At 73.9% G+C, this 15,790-nt stretch carries 15 protein-coding genes and 1 pseudogene; 9 read left to right on the top strand and 7 right to left on the bottom strand.

Annotated features, from left to right (window positions below):
* Window positions 1–59 precede the first annotated feature (59 nt).
* From M2163_RS32550 to M2163_RS32535, 4 genes and pseudogenes are all read right to left on the bottom strand, one after another.
* Window positions 60–590 (bottom strand): annotated as a pseudogene (locus M2163_RS32550) (HAD-IIIA family hydrolase); the annotation flags it as partial.
* Window positions 587–1,603, bottom strand: coding sequence for a glycosyltransferase (locus tag M2163_RS32545; RefSeq protein WP_280895748.1), 1,017 nt, complete (start codon window positions 1,601–1,603; stop codon window positions 587–589). The pseudogene M2163_RS32550 and the gene M2163_RS32545, both read right to left, overlap by 4 nt.
* Window positions 1,600–3,234 (bottom strand): carbamoyltransferase C-terminal domain-containing protein, encoded by a 1,635-nt coding sequence (locus M2163_RS32540; RefSeq protein ID WP_280849335.1) that lies wholly within the window; start codon window positions 3,232–3,234, stop codon window positions 1,600–1,602. The genes M2163_RS32545 and M2163_RS32540 overlap by 4 nt, the downstream gene beginning before the upstream one ends.
* 47 nt (window positions 3,235–3,281) lie before the next feature.
* A complete protein-coding gene (locus tag M2163_RS32535) occupies window positions 3,282–4,277 on the bottom strand; it encodes an NAD-dependent epimerase/dehydratase family protein (RefSeq protein ID WP_280849336.1) in 996 nt (331 codons plus the stop codon).
* Between the two features lie 607 nt (window positions 4,278–4,884).
* Between M2163_RS32535 and M2163_RS32530 the strand changes: the two genes are divergently transcribed.
* Both M2163_RS32530 and M2163_RS32525 read left to right on the top strand, forming a co-directional pair.
* Window positions 4,885–6,144: an MFS transporter gene (locus M2163_RS32530; protein ID WP_280849337.1), complete on the top strand. Its 1,260-nt coding sequence runs from the start codon at window positions 4,885–4,887 to the stop codon at window positions 6,142–6,144.
* A gap of 75 nt (window positions 6,145–6,219) precedes the next feature.
* Complete coding sequence (locus M2163_RS32525) at window positions 6,220–7,293, top strand: acyltransferase family protein (RefSeq protein ID WP_280895747.1); 1,074 nt, start codon at window positions 6,220–6,222, stop codon at window positions 7,291–7,293.
* A 251-nt stretch (window positions 7,294–7,544) separates the two neighbouring features.
* Here the strand turns inward: M2163_RS32525 and M2163_RS32520 are convergent, their stop codons facing one another.
* Window positions 7,545–7,931: a hypothetical protein gene (locus M2163_RS32520; RefSeq protein ID WP_280849339.1), complete on the bottom strand. Its 387-nt coding sequence runs from the start codon at window positions 7,929–7,931 to the stop codon at window positions 7,545–7,547.
* 171 nt (window positions 7,932–8,102) lie between these two features.
* Here M2163_RS32520 and M2163_RS32515 point away from each other — a divergent pair, with 171 nt between their 5' ends.
* The 3 genes from M2163_RS32515 to M2163_RS32505 are packed head-to-tail and all read left to right on the top strand — an operon-like array spanning window position 8,103 to window position 9,570.
* Window positions 8,103–8,615: a SigE family RNA polymerase sigma factor gene (locus tag M2163_RS32515; RefSeq protein ID WP_280849340.1), complete on the top strand. Its 513-nt coding sequence runs from the start codon at window positions 8,103–8,105 to the stop codon at window positions 8,613–8,615.
* A gap of 8 nt (window positions 8,616–8,623) precedes the next feature.
* Complete coding sequence (locus M2163_RS32510) at window positions 8,624–9,016, top strand: hypothetical protein (protein ID WP_280849341.1); 393 nt, start codon at window positions 8,624–8,626, stop codon at window positions 9,014–9,016.
* A gap of 47 nt (window positions 9,017–9,063) precedes the next feature.
* On the top strand, window positions 9,064–9,570 hold the full coding sequence (locus tag M2163_RS32505) for a peptidylprolyl isomerase (protein ID WP_348540979.1): 507 nt from the start codon (window positions 9,064–9,066) through the stop codon (window positions 9,568–9,570).
* 58 nt (window positions 9,571–9,628) lie between these two features.
* Here the strand turns inward: M2163_RS32505 and M2163_RS32500 are convergent, their stop codons facing one another.
* Window positions 9,629–10,660: a Ku protein gene (locus M2163_RS32500; protein ID WP_280897352.1), complete on the bottom strand. Its 1,032-nt coding sequence runs from the start codon at window positions 10,658–10,660 to the stop codon at window positions 9,629–9,631.
* Window positions 10,661–10,713: 53 nt separating this feature from the next.
* Between M2163_RS32500 and ligD the strand changes: the two genes are divergently transcribed.
* Window positions 10,714–11,595, top strand: coding sequence for a non-homologous end-joining DNA ligase (gene ligD, locus M2163_RS32495; protein WP_280895746.1), 882 nt, complete (start codon window positions 10,714–10,716; stop codon window positions 11,593–11,595).
* A gap of 607 nt (window positions 11,596–12,202) precedes the next feature.
* On the opposite strand, the gene M2163_RS32490 is transcribed toward ligD, so the two are convergent.
* Entirely contained in the window at window positions 12,203–13,006 is an 804-nt protein-coding gene (locus M2163_RS32490; RefSeq protein WP_280895745.1) for a nuclease-related domain-containing protein, read from the bottom strand.
* A gap of 120 nt (window positions 13,007–13,126) precedes the next feature.
* On the opposite strand from M2163_RS32490, the gene M2163_RS32485 reads away from it, so the two are divergent.
* From M2163_RS32485 to M2163_RS32475, 3 genes are all read left to right on the top strand, one after another.
* A complete protein-coding gene (locus M2163_RS32485; protein WP_280854092.1) occupies window positions 13,127–13,633 on the top strand; it encodes a dual specificity protein phosphatase family protein in 507 nt (168 codons plus the stop codon).
* A gap of 112 nt (window positions 13,634–13,745) precedes the next feature.
* Window positions 13,746–14,477: a hypothetical protein gene (locus tag M2163_RS32480; RefSeq protein ID WP_280895744.1), complete on the top strand. Its 732-nt coding sequence runs from the start codon at window positions 13,746–13,748 to the stop codon at window positions 14,475–14,477.
* Window positions 14,474–15,709: a HAMP domain-containing sensor histidine kinase gene (locus M2163_RS32475; protein ID WP_280849347.1), complete on the top strand. Its 1,236-nt coding sequence runs from the start codon at window positions 14,474–14,476 to the stop codon at window positions 15,707–15,709. Before M2163_RS32480 ends, M2163_RS32475 begins: the two co-directional genes overlap by 4 nt.
* Window positions 15,710–15,790: the final 81 nt, after the last annotated feature.

The following is a 15,790-nucleotide window of genomic DNA, read 5'->3' as shown; positions in this document are numbered from 1 at the left end:
CACGCCGGGGGCGGCACGGCGGGGGTGCTCGGACCAGGGTGTTCCCGCGGGGCCTCGTCGAGGAGTTCGCGGACCGCCGTGAGGAGGTCGGGGGCGGTCCGGGGAGCCGTCTCGACCTCCTCGGGCCGGGTCGCCGCGTTGGGTACGAGCACGCCGCGGGCGCCCGCCGCACGGGCGGCCAGGACGTCCGCCGCGATGTCACCGATCACCACGCAGTCCGACGGGGCCACCCCGAGACGGCGTGCCGCCTCGATCACCAGGCCGGGACGGGGCTTGCGGCAGTCGCAGCCCGCCTCGGGCAGGTGCGGGCAGTACACCCAGGTGCCGAGGCCGCCGAGCAGCGCGTCGGCCCGGGCGTTGACCCGCTGTACGTCGGCGTGGGTGAGCAGGCCGCGGCCGATGCCCGACTGGTTGCTGACCACGGCGGTCGGGACGCCGGCCGCGCGCAGCAGGTCCAGGGCCTGCCGGGCGCCGGGCAGGGGTCGTACCAGGTCGGGATCGCCGTTGTAGGGGACGTCCTCGACGAGGGTGCCGTCGCGGTCGAAGAGCACGGCGGCCGGGCGGGGGGTGTGCGAGGTGGGCCGGTTCACCGCGTGCCCCCGAGCGGTGCGGCGCCCCGGTGGCGTATCAGGCCGTCCGCCCAGTGGCGGACCGCGAGGGGCGGGATGACCACGCTGGTGGCGAGCATGGTGGTGATCTCGCGGGCGGTGCGCGGGCCCGGCGCGATGCGGGCCAGGGCGAACTCGGCCGTGCCCAGCGCCCACAGCGCTGCGGCGGCGCCCGCGGCGCGGGGTCTGCCGGCCGCCGCGCACCCGGCCGCGACGAGCGCGCCGGCCGTCACCAGGGCATGCCGGGCGAGCCGTCCTCGGGGCGCGCCGGCGCGGATCCACCAGTCGCGCCCGTGCAGGCGGGTCATCAGGGCGTCGTCCGCGTTGCCGCGCTGGGTCCGTACCGACACCCAGCGGTCGGCCGGGCGGACCGGGTGGCGGGTGGTGCGCCGGCCGCGGCGCAGCGTCCAGCCGGCGTCCCGCACCCGCAGCGCCAGGTCGGCGTCCTCGCGGAAGGCCCGGGGGAACCGCTCGTCGAAGCCGTGGACCTGCGCCAGCGCGGCCGTGCGGTAGGCCATGTCCGCCGTGGCCCAGGCGGCCCGTTCCAGCCCGGCCGTGCCGCGCTCCCAGTCCGTCGGCCGGCGGTCGGCGGGCAGCGGGACGCAGAGCCGGCCCTGGATCCCGCCGGTGGCCCCGTCGGCGCCCGCGAGGTCCTCGGCGAGCAGACGGGACCAGTCAGGCAGCACCTGGACGTCGTCGTCGAGGAAGACGGTCCAGGGGGCGGTGACCGTGCGCCAGCCCGTGTTGCGGGCGGCCGCGGGGCCGCGTCCGCCGCTGCGCAGGGTCCGCAGGCGCCCGCGCAGGACGCCCGCGGCCTCCAGCGGCAGTTCCCCGGCCGGGGCCGGACGGTCGTCGACCACGACGACCTCGGTGGGCGGATGACCGGTGGCGGCCGCGAGCGCGCGCAGGCAGTCGGCCAGACAGGGGCGCCCGATGGTCGGCACGACGACGGCGTAGGCCGGAACGGAGGAGAAGGAAGAAGGGGTGTCCGTCACGCGAACATGCCCTTCCGCCGGATCGCGAACGGCCCGAGGGCCAGCAGGTCCACGGGCGCGGACCCGAAGCACTCCAGGGCGTCCCGCGGGTCGTCGACCATGGGCCGTCCTGCCGTGTTGAGGCTGGTGTTGACCACCACGGGCAGCCCGGTGCGCCGTTCGAAGCCCTCGATCATCCGGGCCACCAGCGGCTCCGCGTCGCGGTCCACGGTCTGGATCCGGGCCGTGCCGTCCACGTGGACGACGGCCGGGATGCGGTCGCGCCACTCGGCGGCTACCTCGTGCACGAAGAGCATGTAGGGGCTGGGCAGGGGCCCGTCGAAGAGCTCCGCGGCCCGCTCCGCCAGCACCATGGGGGCGACCGGGCGGAACTCCTCCCGGCCCTTCACCGCGTTGAGGCGTTCCAGGTTCCCGGGCCGGCCGGGGTGGGCCAGCAGGGACCGGTGGCCCAGGGCCCGGGGGCCGTACTCGCTGCGCCCCTGGAACCAGGCCACGATGCCGTCCCGGGCGAGCTCCTCGGCGACGGTGTCGGCGATGTCGGCGGGCTCCTCGTAGGGGACGGCGGCACGCTCCAGCCATTCCCGCAGTTCCTCGTCGCTCCAGCCGCGCCCCAGGGCGGCCGTCGGCATGGCCTCGACCGTCTCCTTCTGGTGCGCGACGTGCAGCGCGGCGCCGAGGGCCGTGCCCGCGTCCCCGGCCGCGGGCTGCACCCAGATGCGGTCGAAGGGGCCCTCCCGGTGCAGCCGGGTGTTGGCCACGCAGTTGAGCGCCACCCCGCCCGCCAGCGTCAGCACCTCCTCGCCGGTGCGCTCGTGCAGCCAGCGCACCAGGCCGAGCAGGACCTCCTCCAGGCACGCCTGGGCGCTGGCGGCGGCGTCGGCGTGGTCCGCGGTCCACGGGTCGCCCGCCGCACGCGCGGGCACCAGCGAGGACCAGGGGACCGGACGGGCCCGGAAGCCGCCCTCCCCCTCCAGGTGGACGTACTCCCGCAGGTGCTCCAGGAAGCGTGGGCGGCCGTACGACGCCAGGGCCATCACCTTGAACTCGTCGCTGCTGCGCAGGAAGCCGAGGTGCTGGGTGAGGTCCTCGTAGAACAGGCCCAGGGAGTCGGGCAGCGACTGCGTCCCCAGCACGGCGAGCTCGCGGCGGGCGTAGCGGCCCGCGAGGTGGGAGCCGCACTCGCCGCGGCCGTCCAGGACGAGGACGGCGCAGTCCGGGTAGGGGGAGGCCTGGCCTGCGGAGGCGGCGTGGGCGACGTGGTGCGGGACGAAGCGCACCTTGCCGGGGTCGAGTCCGGGCAGGGCCTCGGCCAGGAACTCGGGGGCCCGGCGGGCGTACTCCTGGCGCAGGTGGTCCCAGGGGTCGTCCAGGCCCAGCTGGTCTGCCGGGCGGGCGAGTTCGGGGTCGTAGGAGTAGGCGACCGCGTCGAGGTCGGCCGGGGTGAGACCGGCCTGCTCCAGGCACCAGCGGGCGGACAGTTCGGGCAGTTCCCACGCGGAGAAGGGGATGGGCCGCTTGCCGTGCTTGCGGCGGCTGAAGCGCTCCTCCTCCGCGGCTGCCACGATCCTGCCGTCCATGACCAGGGCGGCGGCCGGGTCGTGGAAGAGGGCGTTGATTCCCAGGACACGCATGAGGTTCCTCCGGGGCGGCGTGGTGGACGACTTCTCGGCGCGCGGGCTCAGAGCTGCCTGATCGGCTCCCGCGTCGGCCGCGCCGCGGCGAAGTGGGCGATGGTCTGCTTGATGCCTTCCTCCCAGGGCACCTTGGGCGTCCAGCCCAGCAGTTCACGGGCCAGCCGGGTGTCCGGGCGGCGGCGCTGCGGGTCGTCGACGGGGCGGTCGACGAACTCGATGCGTGAGGAGGAGCCCGCCAGTTCCACCACCCGGCGGGCGATGTCGCGGACCGCGACCTCGTCGGTGCCGCCGATGTTCACGGGCCGTACCGAGCGGCTCGCGGCCACCAGCAGGATTCCGTCGACGGTGTCGTCGACGTAGCACAGGGACCGTGTCTGGCTGCCGTCGCCCGCCACCGTCAGGGGCTCGTCGGCCAGGGCCTGGCAGACGAACGTGGGCACGGCACGGCCGTCGTGGGCGCGCATGCGCGGCCCGTAGGTGTTGAACAGGCGGACGATGCCCGCGTCGGCGTCCTTGACGCGTACATGGGCGGTGACCAGCGCCTCGGCGAACCGCTTGGACTCGTCGTACACGCTGCGCGGACCCACCGGGTTGACGTTGCCCCAGTAGTCCTCGCGCTGCGGGTGCACCAGGGGGTCGCCGTACACCTCGGAGGTCGAGGCGAGCAGGAAGCGGGCCCGGTCGCGTTCGGCGAGGGCCAGCATGGTGCGGGTGCCGAGACTCCCGGCGTCGAGCGTCTCCAGGGGCAGCCGCAGGTAGTCGGCGGGCGAGGCGGGACAGGCGAAGTGCAGGACGAGGTCGTACGGTCCCGGCAGGCGCCCCGGGCACTCGGGCGCGGAGACGTCGCACTCCACGAACCTGAATCCGGCGCGGCCCTCCAGGTGGGCGATGTTCTGACGTGCTCCGGACGAGAGGTTGTCCGCGCAGTCGACTTCGACACCTGAATCCAGCAGGCGCTCGCACAGATGGCTGCCGAGGAAGCCGGCACCGCCGGTCACCAGGGCGCGGCGCCAGGGCACGCGAGAGGAAGCATCAGTCATGGGACGTCCTTCAGCCGTGCTCGCGGGGCGGTGCGAGCGGCTTTTTGGAGAGGAGTGAAAGAACAGGAGTGGCCGGGACGCACCCGAACGTGCGTCTGGAACACGGGCCTGGCTGGTCACGGCCGCCGTTTTCCCGACGGAAATGAACGAAAGTCTTATGCCAGTTGCTTTCACGCTTTGATCCCTATTGTGCAGATAGGTCCCATCCCGCGCGACCGCTGACGGGGAACGCCCGGTCGCCGCGAGCGCAGCCCGGCTCCATGCGTTGAACTCTGCTCCTTCTGTGAGCAACCGCACTCGGCCGGGCAACTGGCGAGAACGGGCCCGGCAGTTGGACCCGCTCGGGCGCTCGCGCGCGGCGCACCGCGGCGGACGGGCCGGGCAGGTCTGTCACGATGGTCCGCGCCGTGACCGACTCGGTGGACGGCCGCGCAGTGCAGCCGGCGTTCCTCGGTTTCGCCTACCTGTCTGACCTGCTACTTCGTCCTCCGGGTACCCCACTGTGTCTTCCGCCCCTGTTCCCGCCTGCCCTGCCGCCGCCACGCCCGCCGCGGCTCCGCCCCGGGAGTCGTCGCGCTCGCCGTGGCGCTCCCTGAGACACCGCAGCATGCGCTGGTGGTCCGTCGCGAACCTCGTGTCGAACGTCGGCACCTGGATGCAGCTCACCGTGCAGAACCTGCTCGTCCTGCAGATCACCGGGTCCGCCGCCGCGACGGGGCTGTCGATGTCCGTCCAGGCAGGTCCCGCCCTCTTCATGAGCCTGCTGGGCGGAGCGGCCGTGGACCGCTGGTCGCGCAAACTGACGGCGGCCGTCAGCCAGACCCTCCTCGGCGCGGTCGCCTTCGTCACGGCCGTGCTGGTGGCGCTGGACCGGCTCGACATGACGTCCCTGCTGGTGCTGGCCGCCGTGACCGGCACCATCGCCACCGTCGACGGGCCGGCGTGCGCCCTGCTCGGCAACGACCTCGTCCCGCCGGAGGACGTCCCCTCCGCCATCGGCGTCGGCGCGCTGGTGCACAGCGCTGGCCGGCTCGTCGGGACCGCCCTGGCCGGGGTGACGGTCGGCTTCCTCGGCACGGCCGCCGCGTACGCGGCCAACGGCCTGTCCTTCCTGTTCGTCGCCGCGGTCGTGCCGTTCCTGCGCCCCGCGCCCGGGGCGGCGCCGGCCGCCGGGCCGGGCACCCCGGCCGCCGCGCGGACCGGGGACGGCGCCGACACGACCGTCCGGGGCGGCCTGCGCTTCTTCGCGCGCCGGCCCCGCCTGGTCGCGCTCGCCGGCATCACCGGGATCAGCGCGGTCCTCGGCCGCAACTACGGGCTGACCCTGGCCGTGCTCGTCACCGGGCCGCTCGCGGGCGGTGCGGGGGCCTTCGGCACGGTCTCCGCCGTCCTCGCCGTCGGCGGCATCCTGGGCGCGTTCCTCGGCGCCCGGCTGCGGCGGCCCTCCGTGCGGCTGGTGGGCACCCTGGCCGCCGCGGGCGCGCTGCTTCAGCTGGCGGCGGGGCTCTCGCCGTCGGTGGCCGTCCTGCTGGTGCTGGTCCTGCCCATGGCCGTGCTGGAGTCCGTCTCCGACACCGCGGGAACGGCCGTCCTGCAGACCGACCCGCCCCCTCATCTGCGCGGGCGCGTCCTCGGTGCGTGGAGCAGCATCGGCACGGTGTGGAGCCTCGGCGGCCCGCCCGCGCTCGGCCTGCTCATGGAGCTGGCCGGGGCACGCGGGGCCCTCGTGACCGGTGGCCTGCTCATCGCCGGCGCGATCGGGACGGGGTTCCTGGTGCGGGCCCGCCGCACACCGGGGCCCGTGGCCCTGGCGGCGAAACCGGGCGGCGAGGTGACGGGACGGGAGGCGCTGCGGACGGCGGCCTGAGGATCGGCCCCGCGGGGGACGGCCGGCACACAGGTACGAAGTTTGGGCCGTTCCCCGAGTGGTGAGGCGCCGGGGATGCACGAGCAACTGGTCACGGCCGCCCCTCGGGAAGGGCTCGCGGCGCGGCGGCCCGCGGAGCGCGACGCCTTCTTCGACAACGCCAAGTACCTGGCGATCGTCCTGGTCGCCGTGGGGCACGCGTGGGAGCCGCTGCGGGACGGGAGCCGGGGCGTGTCCGCGCTGTACCTGCTCGTGTACGCCTTCCACATGCCGGCGTTCATCGTCGTCTCCGGGTACTTCTCGCGGAACTTCGACGCGAGTCCGGGGAAGGTGCGGCGGCTGGTGGGCGGGCTCGTCGTGCCGTACGTCGTGTTCGAGACGGCGTACACCTTCTTCACGCGGTGGACGGACCAGGAGCCGGACCGGCCGGTGAGTCTGCTCGATCCCCTGTATCTGACGTGGTTCCTGGCGGCGTTGTTCGTGTGGCGGCTGACCACTCCGCTGTGGCAGCGGGTGCGGCATCCGGTGCCGGTCGCCCTCGCCGTGGCGATGCTCGCGACGCTCACGCCCTCCATCGGCGACGACCTCGACCTCCAGCGCGTCCTGCAGTTCCTGCCGTACTTCGTACTGGGTCTCTCCCTCAGGCCCGAGCACTTCCGGCTGGTGCGCCGGCGGGCGGTACGGCTGGCCGCCGGGCCGGTGTTCGCGGTCGCGCTCGTGGCGGCGTACTGGGTCGCGCCGCGGATGAGCTCGGCCTGGCTGTACCACCGGGACAGCGCCCCGGAGTTGGGCGCGCCCGCCTGGTCGGGCCCGGTGATGACGCTGATCGCCTTCGGGTGCTCGCTGATCCTTGTCGGGTCCTTCTTCGCGCTGGTGCCAGGGCGGCGGACCTGGTTCACGGTGCTCGGGGCGGGCACGCTGTACGGCTATCTGCTGCACGGCTTCCTCGTCCAGGGCGCCCGGGCCTGGGGCTGGTACGGGCCCGCCTGGGTCCACGGCCCGCTCGGCACGGCCACGGTCGCTCTCGCCGCCGCGGCCGTCGTGACCGCCCTGTGCGCCCCACCGGTCCGGCGCGCCCTGCGGTGCGTGGTGGAACCGGAGCTCCGGTGGGCGTTCCGCCGGGAGACGCCCCGCCCGGTACGCCCCTGAGGGCGGGCACCGACGCCCGTGCTTCCGCCGCCCTCAGGGACGCGAGGAACTGCGCGGCCGGCCACGACGTACCCGACTCCGGCACCAGCACCGGCCCCCGCCGGCTGGGGTGACGGACCACGCCCCGGCCGGACGGCCGTCCACGTCCCCGCCCGGCCGACGCCGACAACCCACGTCCCGCCCCTCAGGGACGCGAGGAACTGCGCGGCCGGCCACGGCGAAAGCCGCACCCGTGGTCCGGTCCGGGGTGCCTACTTCGACGGCCGCTCCGCGACCGACGGTACGGGGCTCGCCACGGTGGTCGGCTCCGCCGGAGCGGGGCTCGGGGCGGTTGCCGGCCGCTCCTTCGGCACGACCGTCGGCACCGGGCTCGGCACAGTCGTCGGTGCTGCCGGGACCGGGCTCGGCTCGGACGGCCCCGCCGACGGGACCGTGCTCGGCACGGGTGACGGCACAGCCGAGGGGGCCGTGGAAGGCGCCGCGGACGGGACCGGCGACGGCGGGGTCGAAGGGGCCGACGTCGGCGACGGCGTCGCGGCGTCCGCGAGCGCGGCCCAGCCGCCCACGGCCGCGGCGGTTCCCGCGAGGACGCCGATCAGGAGGCGGCGGGTGGGTCGGATGGCACGGCGGTTCGTCAAGGCTGCTCCTCTGTCGGTGGGTCGGTTGCGTGAGAGGAGTACGGGGCGGGTGCCTGGACGGGTTGCACGGACGGGTGCGGAAAGTTTTCCTGCCGGGCGTGCAACCTCGTGGAGCGTCCCGCCGTACCTCTGAAGGACAGGTGTGACGGGTTCGGCGGAGGGTCGGGGCGGGTGCGGGAAGCAGTCCGGGAGCGGGAGTTCCGGGAGTTCGCCGAGGCCCGGCAGGGGCAGCTCAGACGCAGCGCGTACCTGCTGTGCGGGGACTGGCACCAGGCCCAGGACCTCACCCAGACGACTCTGATGAAGCTGTACGCCTCCTGGGGCCGGATCCGCCGCGACGGCAACGTCGAGGCCTACGCCCGTACGATCCTCACCCGCGTCTTCATCGACCAGTACCGCAAGCGGAGTTGGCGGGAGGAGCCGACCGAGGAGGTCCCGGAGCCGGCCGTCGCCGAGCCGGCCGTCACACCCGAGCTGCGGCTGGTGATGCAGGCCGCGCTGATGGAACTGCCGCCCCGCTACCGGGCGGTCCTGGTACTGCGGTTCTGGGAGGACTGGAGTGTGGAGCAGACCGCCGAGGCGTTGCGCGTGACCCCGGGCACGGTCAAGAGCCAGAGCGCCCGTGGGCTCGTCCGGCTGCGCGGGCTCGTCGAGGGCCTGGCGGGCGAGACGAGCGGGAGGTGAGTGGGCACATGGACGACTGGGACCGTTACGGGGAGGGCGACCGCGTGCGGGACGCCTTCGAGGCCATCCTCGACGGCGGGCGGGAACCGGCCCTGCCCAGCGTCACCGACGCGGCCGTCGCCGGCGGCCGACGGATCCGACGCCGTCGTACGGCGGTCTCGGGCGCCGTCGGAGCACTGGTGGCCGCCGCCCTCACGGCCGGGATCGTGGCCGCGCTGCCCGGTACGGACTCCGGCCGTTCCTCGGTGCCGCTGGCCCCGGCGAGCAGCCCCCCGCCCACCCGCACCGGCCCGGTGTCACCGTCGCCCGCCCCTTCCGAGCCCTCGGTCGTACCGACCCCGCGGCCCGGCACGACCGCGAGCGTCACGGGCGAGGCCCCCCTGTCGTCACCGGCGCCATGACCGCCGTGTGACAAGATGCTTCGGTCATGCCCCACCAGAAAGGGACGATTCCCATGTCCAGGGTCGAGCTGACCACCAACTTCGGCCGTATCGTCCTCGAGCTGGCCGACGCCGAGGCGCCCAAGACGGTCGAGAACTTCCTGAAGTACGTCGGCAACGGGCACTACGACGGCACGATCTTCCACCGGGTGATCGACGGCTTCATGGTCCAGGGCGGCGGTTTCACGCCGGACATGGTGCAGAAGCCCACGCTCGCGCCGGTCCCGAACGAGGCCGACAACGGCCTGAAGAACACCGCGTACACCGTGGCGATGGCGCGCACCAGCGACCCGCACTCGGCGACCGCGCAGTTCTTCATCAACGTCTCGGACAACGAGTTCCTCAACTTCACGGCCAAGAGCCCGAACGGCTGGGGCTACACCGTGTTCGGCAAGGTCGCCGAGGGCCAGGACGTCGTCGACCAGATCAAGGGCGTGCGCACCGGCAGCAGCCGCGGGCACGGCGACGTGCCGACGCAGCCGGTGATCATCGAGTCCGCGAAGGTCGTCGACTGACCTCGCGGCACGGCTGACGCGACCTGCGCGGTGCCTTCCTCGGGCGGTGGTGCGCAGGTCACGCGGTCCGCTTGCGGGCGGTGGTCTTCTTGGCCGCCGTCTTCTTCGCGGTCGACGCCTTCTTGGCCGCCGCCGTCTTCTTCGTCCCCTGGGAGGACTTCGCCGTCGTCTTCTTGGCGGCCGCCGTCTTCTTCGTCGTGGTGCTCTTGGCGGTCCTGGCCGTCGACTTCTTCCCGCCGGTCTCCTTGGGCGCGGACCGCGCCGACTTCCGCTGCGGCAACTGCCTGACCTCCCCCGGCTCCTCGCCCCGCGACTCCTTCGCCTCCCGCACGCTCTTCTCCAGCGCGGCCATGAGGTCGAGCACCTTGCCGCTGCGGGCCGGTTCCGGGGACTCCGGCGGGGCCTCCCCCGCGGCCTTCGCGGCGACGACCTCCTCCAGCGCCTCGCGGTACTCGTCGTGCAGTTCGTCCAGGTCGATCTCGCCGAGGGTGTCCATCAGGGCGTCGGCCAGGTCGAGTTCCTTGTCGCTGACGGTGACCTTGGTGTCGGGGGCGAGTCCCTCGGGCGCGCGGACCTCGTCCGGCCACAGCAGCCCGTGCAGGGCGATGGCGTCCTCGACCACCCGGAGCATGCCGAGGCGTTCGCGGCCGCGCAGGGCGAACTTGGCGATGGCCACCTTGTTGCTGCGCTTGAGCGCCTCCCTCAGCAGGGTGTACGGCTTGGCCGCGGGGGCGCCGCCCGCCTGGAGGTAGTACGACGCGTCCATCTGGAGGGGGTCGATCCGTTCGGCCGGCACGAAGGCGACGATCTCGATGGTCTTGGCCGTCGGGAGCGGCAGGTGGGCCAGGTCCTCGTCGGTGATCGGGATGATGGTGCCGTCCGCGTCCTCGTACCCCTTGCCGATCTCCGCCTGGCTGATCTCCCGGTCCTCCAGCTCGCAGACCTTGCGGTAGCGGACCCGTCCGCCGTCCTCGGTGTGGATCTGGCGGAAGGAGATCGAGTGGCTCTCGGTGGCGTTGACCAGCTTGATCGGGATGCTGACCAGGCCGAAGGAGATGGCGCCGTTCCATATGGATCTCACCAGCAGCACCCTTTCTGGGGTTTTGTGCCGTTCTATCCCTCTTTGCATGAGATTCTCATCGTATGACGCCGATCACAGAGGTGGAGGGGCGACGGCTCGCGCTCAGCAATCTGGAGAAGGTGCTGTATCCGGCCACCGGCTTCACCAAGGGCGAGGTGCTCCACTACTACGCCACCGCGGCCGACGTCCTCCTCCCCCATCTGCGGGACCGTGCCGTCTCCTTCCTGCGCTACCCGGACGGCCCCGACGGTCAGGTCTTCTTCGCCAAGAACGTTCCGCCGGGTACGCCCGACTGGGTCACCACGGCCGAGGTGCCCCGCTCGGAGGGGCCGGCCCGGATGGTGCTGGTCCAGGACCTGGCGAGCCTGATGTGGGCGGCCAACCTGGTCACGGAGTTCCACACCCACCAGTGGCTGGTCGACTCGCCCGAGGAGGCCGACCGCCTGGTCCTCGACCTGGATCCGGGCCCGCCCGCGACGGTCGTCGAGTGCTGCGAGGTGGCGCTGTGGCTGCGGGAGCGGCTGGCGGCGGACGGCATCGAGGCGTACCCGAAGACCGCCGGGTCCAAGGGGCTGCACCTGCTGGCGGCGGTGCGGGGTGCCTCGTCCGAGCAGGTGTCGGAGTACGCGAAGCAGCTCGCCGTGGAGGCGGAGCGGGCGATGCCGCGGCTGGCGCTGCACCGGATGACGCGCAGTCTGCGGCCCGGGAAGGTCTTCGTGGACTGGAGCCAGAACGCTGCCCGTAAGACGACGGCGACTCCGTACACGTTGCGGGCGCGGGCGCGGCCGTTGGTGTCGGCGCCGGTGACCTGGACGGAGGTGGAGGAGTGTGGGGCGCCTGGGCAACTGGCCTTCGAGGCCGGGGACATGGGGGCGCGGTTGCAGGACTACGGCGATCTGCTGGGGCCGTTGCTGGACGGTGAGCGGGCGTCGCCGTTGCCGTGAGGTGCGCGAGGGGGGTGCCGGGTGGGGTTGTGGGGCGGGTGCGGGCCGGTGGGGGCTTGTCGCGCAGTTCCCCGCGCCCCTGGGTGGGCTGCCGTGAGCGGTGTTCAGAGGGGGGTTGTCGGGCGGGTGCCGGCCGGTGGGGGCTTGGCGCGCAGTTCCCCGCGCCCCTGGGTGGGCTGCCGTGAGCGGTGTTCAGAGGGGGGTTGTCGGGCGGCTGCCGGCCGGTGGGGGCTTGGCGCGCAGTTCCCCGCGCCCCTGGGTGGGCTGCCGTGAGCGGTGTTCAGAGGGGGGTTGTCGGGCGGCTGCCGGCCGGTGGGGGCTTGTCGCGCAGTTCCCCGCGCCCCTGGGTGGGCTGCCGTGAGCCGTGTTCAGGCCTTGCCGCCCCCGCGCTGCCGGGTGGGCTCAGCCCACGACATCCAGGCCCCGCCACCCCCGCACCACCACGCCACCTCAACCCACGACGCCCAGGCCCCGCCACCCCGCACACCCACGCAACCTCAGCCCAGCGTGTCCAGGACCTGCCGCCCCCGCGCCCACTACGCGAACTCAGCCCATCGTGTCCAGGCCCTGCGGCCCCCGCGTCCCACGCAACCTCAACCCGCCGTGTTCAGACCTTGGCCCAGGTGTGCCGGTCCCTCGCCATCGCGTGCAGGGCCTCCACGTCCGCCGGCTTGAGGACGCCGCCGAGGCGGGTGAGGTCTTCCAGGTCCGTGTCGCGCAGGACGCGGACCTCGCGGGGCGGGAGGGTGATCGCGAGGTCGGAGGGGCCGACGAGGACGAGGACCGGGTGGACCTCGGCGGTCAGGGCGTAGGAGGCGCGGTCGGCGTCGGCGCGGACGCGGCGGAGCAGGGGGTGCGGGTCCCTGCGGCCCAGGGCGACCATCGGGTCGGCGACCGTCACCCGCTGCTTGCGGGCGTACAGCGTGTGCACGGCGAACAGTCCGCCGGGGCCGATCACCAGATGGTGGACGCGGTCGCCGCCGGGCAGCGGCACGGAGTGCAGGGCGTGCCAGCCCGCGCCGTCGAGGCGGTCCAGCGCCTCGCCCACGGTCTGCTCGGCCTCCAGCGCGCGCCGCCGGGGGTCGCGGCGGAGCCGGTGCGCGGGACCGGGGTCCCGGTCCAGGGCGATCTGGAGGGCCTCGCCGGGCCGGTTGGGGGCGAGGTCGTCGTCCGGGTGGAGGGAGAGCCGGGCCAGTTCGGCGGGCGTCGGCACCGGGGGCGGGCCCACGGCCACCCGGCCGGTCAGGAAGGGCCCGAGGGCGTCGAGCACGTCCTCTCTGCGGTCCTCGCTCAGCAGATTGATCCGGGCCGCCTCACGGTCGTACCAGGCGATGTTCCTGCCGTCCGTGAGGCAGACGTAGAGCCGCTCCTGACCATGGCGCCAGGTCGGTACGACGCGCAGTCCGCTCATGCACCATCACCCCATGGTCCATGGGAACAGGCGGGGTGCTGCGCAGGCAAGAAGCCGGTTACCTTTGGGGTGAGTTGCCAGGAGTTGCAGGGCTTGGCGCAGGGGCTTGGGGAGGCGCTGTTGCGGACCCGCAGGAAGCAACCCGACGTACCGGCTCCGGACCGGCCCTGGGACGAGATCGTGCCCGGGCTGTGGATGGGCGGACACGAGTTCCGGGGCCTGTCAGGGCAACGGGAGTTCGCCGTCGTACGGGACGAGTTCGAGCTCGTCCAGACGCTGCTGCGGCTGCCGGGCCACGGTCCCGATCCCGGGGTCGAGCACCATGTGTGGCCGATTCCGGACGGCCCGCTGGACGGGACCCAGCTCGCGGGCGTGATGCGCCTGGCACAGGCCGCGAGCGACGCACTGGACGAGGGCCGCAAGGTCCTCGTCCGCTGTTACCACGGCTACAACCGCTCGGGCCTGGTCGTCGCGCACGCCCTGGTCCGCAGGGGGCACACCGCCGACGCGGCGATCCGGCTGATCCGGGGCCGCCGCTCACCGTGGGCGCTGCACAACGAGCTGTTCGTCGAGTACCTGCGGGCAGGGCTGTCGACGGCCCGGCTGCTGGAGGAGCTGACCGAGTAGAGGAGCCGACCGGGCAGGTGCCGCCCGGTCCCGCCGGACGGCAGGAAGGACGTCCGTACGAATAGTGTGTACGGGGCCGGCAGCCCCGACCGGCCCCGATCCCAGGAGCACAGTGCCCCCCGCCCGCCGCGCACCCCGCACGACCCGCGCCGTAGCCGCCGTCACCCTGTTGGTCGCGGCCGCGGCGGGCTGCGGCGACGCGGGCGGCCTGGTGGGCGCGGGCCCGACGCCGACCGCGATCAGCCCGGACCGGCTGTGGCCGCGGCTGACGCCCGCCTCCAGCCCGGCCTTCGAGATCGGCGAGGTGGACTCGGAGCCGGTGGCCGGCGTCTCCGTGCCCGGCGACGACGTCCGCGCGGTGGATCCCGTCGCCGTCGTGCGCGCCGAGATCAAGGCGGACCCGAGCAGCTACGCCGGCACGGGGTACGCCGAGACGGCCCGCCGGATGGCCGACTGCGGGAAGACGGGGGCGGCCGGGAAGAGGTGCCCCGTGCTGCGGCCGTACTACCGCGACCTGACCGGTGACGGGCACGAGGACCTGACGCTCGGCTTCCGGCAGCTGCCCGGCCATGTCACCGCCGTACGCGTCTACACCGTCGAGAAGCACCGGCTGGTGCGGGTCATGCACTGGGAGGACGCGGTCAGCGGGGTGGAGCTCGCCGGGCGCTCGGTGATCATCCGTTCGCCGTCCGAGGTGGCCGGATACGAGTACCGGCTCCAGTGGACCTGGGATCCCGAGCAGAAGTCGATGCTCCTCACCCATGACGAGATGCTGCGCACCGGCAGCCGTGCCCTCGGGAACGCGCCGAGCCCGGCGCCCGGACCGTCCGCGAGCTCGCGATGAGGCTCGCCCTGCCCCGCTGGTCCGGCACGCTGGCCGTGAAGGCCGCCGTGTTCATCACCGTGATGTGCTGCGCCCTCGCCGCGCTGCTCGGTGTCCTCGTGCATGTCTCGGTCACCGACCAGACCGTCGGCGAGGCCCGTCACCTGGCGCTGAGCCGGCTGAAGGACGCGACCGAGGCGTACGAGGCCGGGGACACGCTGATGTGGGACGCGGGCGTGGATCCACCGGACCTGCCCGGGTCGCTGCGTGAGCTGGCGGTGGGCGGGGACCGCGGGACGATGGTCGGCGAGCACCGCGGTCGGCCCGCGATGTGGGCGGCGGGACCGGTGGACGGGGACCGGGCGCTGGCCGTGGAGGTGGACTACTCGCAGGGGGCACGGACGATCGCGGGCCTCGACCGGGCGATCCTGTGGTCGTCGGTGCCGGCGATCACGGCGACCCTGCTGGTGGGGGCGTTCGCGGTGACCCGGGTGACGACCCGGCTGCACACCACCGCCCGGGTGGCCCGGCGGATCAGCGCGGGCGACCTCGACGCCCGGGTCGGCGATCCGCGGACGAAGGATCCGTCGCGGCCGCAGGACGAGGTGGCCGCGGTGGCCGCCGCGCTGGACTCCATGGCGGGGTCCTTGCAGGGGAAGCTGCTGAGCGAGCAGCGCTTCACCGCGGACGTGGCCCATGAGCTGCGCACGCCGTTGACGGGGCTGCACGCGGCGGCCGAGCTGCTGCCGCCGGGGCGGCCCACCGAGCTGGTGCGGGACCGGGTGGCCGCGCTGCGGACGCTGACGGAGGACCTGCTGGAGATCTCCCGGCTGGACACCGGCCGGGAGAGGGTGGAGCTGGACGCGGAACGCCTGGGCGCGCTGGCCGAGCGGGTGGTGCGGGCGTCCGGGACCGACACCGAGGTCGTCGTCGTACGGGATCTGGCCGTGGAGACGGACCGGCGGCGGCTGGAGCGGGTGCTGGGCAATCTGGTGGCCAACGCGCACCGGCACGGGCGGGGGCCGGTGTCCTTGACGGTCGACGGGGCGGTCGTGACCGTCCGGGACCACGGGGACGGGTTTCCGGAGTATCTCGTCGAGCACGGGCCGCAGCGGTTCCGTACGGAGGGCGGGGCCCGGGGGCACGGGCTGGGGCTGACCATCGCGGTGGGACAGGCGGAGGTCCTCGGGGCCCGGCTGTCGTTCTCGAACGCGGACGACGGCGGGGCGGTCGCGACTCTGACGTTGCGATAGGTCCTGCTCCTATGGCCCATCTGAAAAGGCGACGGGTCCGCACGCCTCCTAACGTGGCGAACAGTCAGGTTCGCACCCCCC

This window comes from Streptomyces sp. SAI-135, assembly GCF_029893805.1.
Classification (GTDB): Bacteria; Actinomycetota; Actinomycetes; order Streptomycetales; family Streptomycetaceae; genus Streptomyces.
The sequence above is the reverse complement of the archived record's forward strand: the minus strand, read 5'-3'. Positions and strand labels throughout refer to the sequence as shown.

Bases quoted from the DNA above. Each gene is read 5' to 3' on its own strand.
- M2163_RS32540 (WP_280849335.1), bottom strand. From the start codon at position 3,234: ATGCGTGTCCTGGGAATCAACGCCCTCTTCCACGACCCGGCCGCCGCC.
- M2163_RS32535 (WP_280849336.1), bottom strand. From the start codon at position 4,277: ATGACTGATGCTTCCTCTCGCGTGCCCTGGCGCCGCGCCCTGGTGACC.
- M2163_RS32530 (WP_280849337.1), top strand. From the start codon at position 4,885: ATGCGCTGGTGGTCCGTCGCGAACCTCGTGTCGAACGTCGGCACCTGG.
- M2163_RS32525 (WP_280895747.1), top strand. From the start codon at position 6,220: ATGCACGAGCAACTGGTCACGGCCGCCCCTCGGGAAGGGCTCGCGGCG.
- M2163_RS32510 (WP_280849341.1), top strand. From the start codon at position 8,624: ATGGACGACTGGGACCGTTACGGGGAGGGCGACCGCGTGCGGGACGCC.
- ligD (WP_280895746.1), top strand. From the start codon at position 10,714: ATGACGCCGATCACAGAGGTGGAGGGGCGACGGCTCGCGCTCAGCAAT.
- M2163_RS32490 (WP_280895745.1), bottom strand. From the start codon at position 13,006: ATGAGCGGACTGCGCGTCGTACCGACCTGGCGCCATGGTCAGGAGCGG.
- M2163_RS32475 (WP_280849347.1), top strand. From the start codon at position 14,474: ATGAGGCTCGCCCTGCCCCGCTGGTCCGGCACGCTGGCCGTGAAGGCC.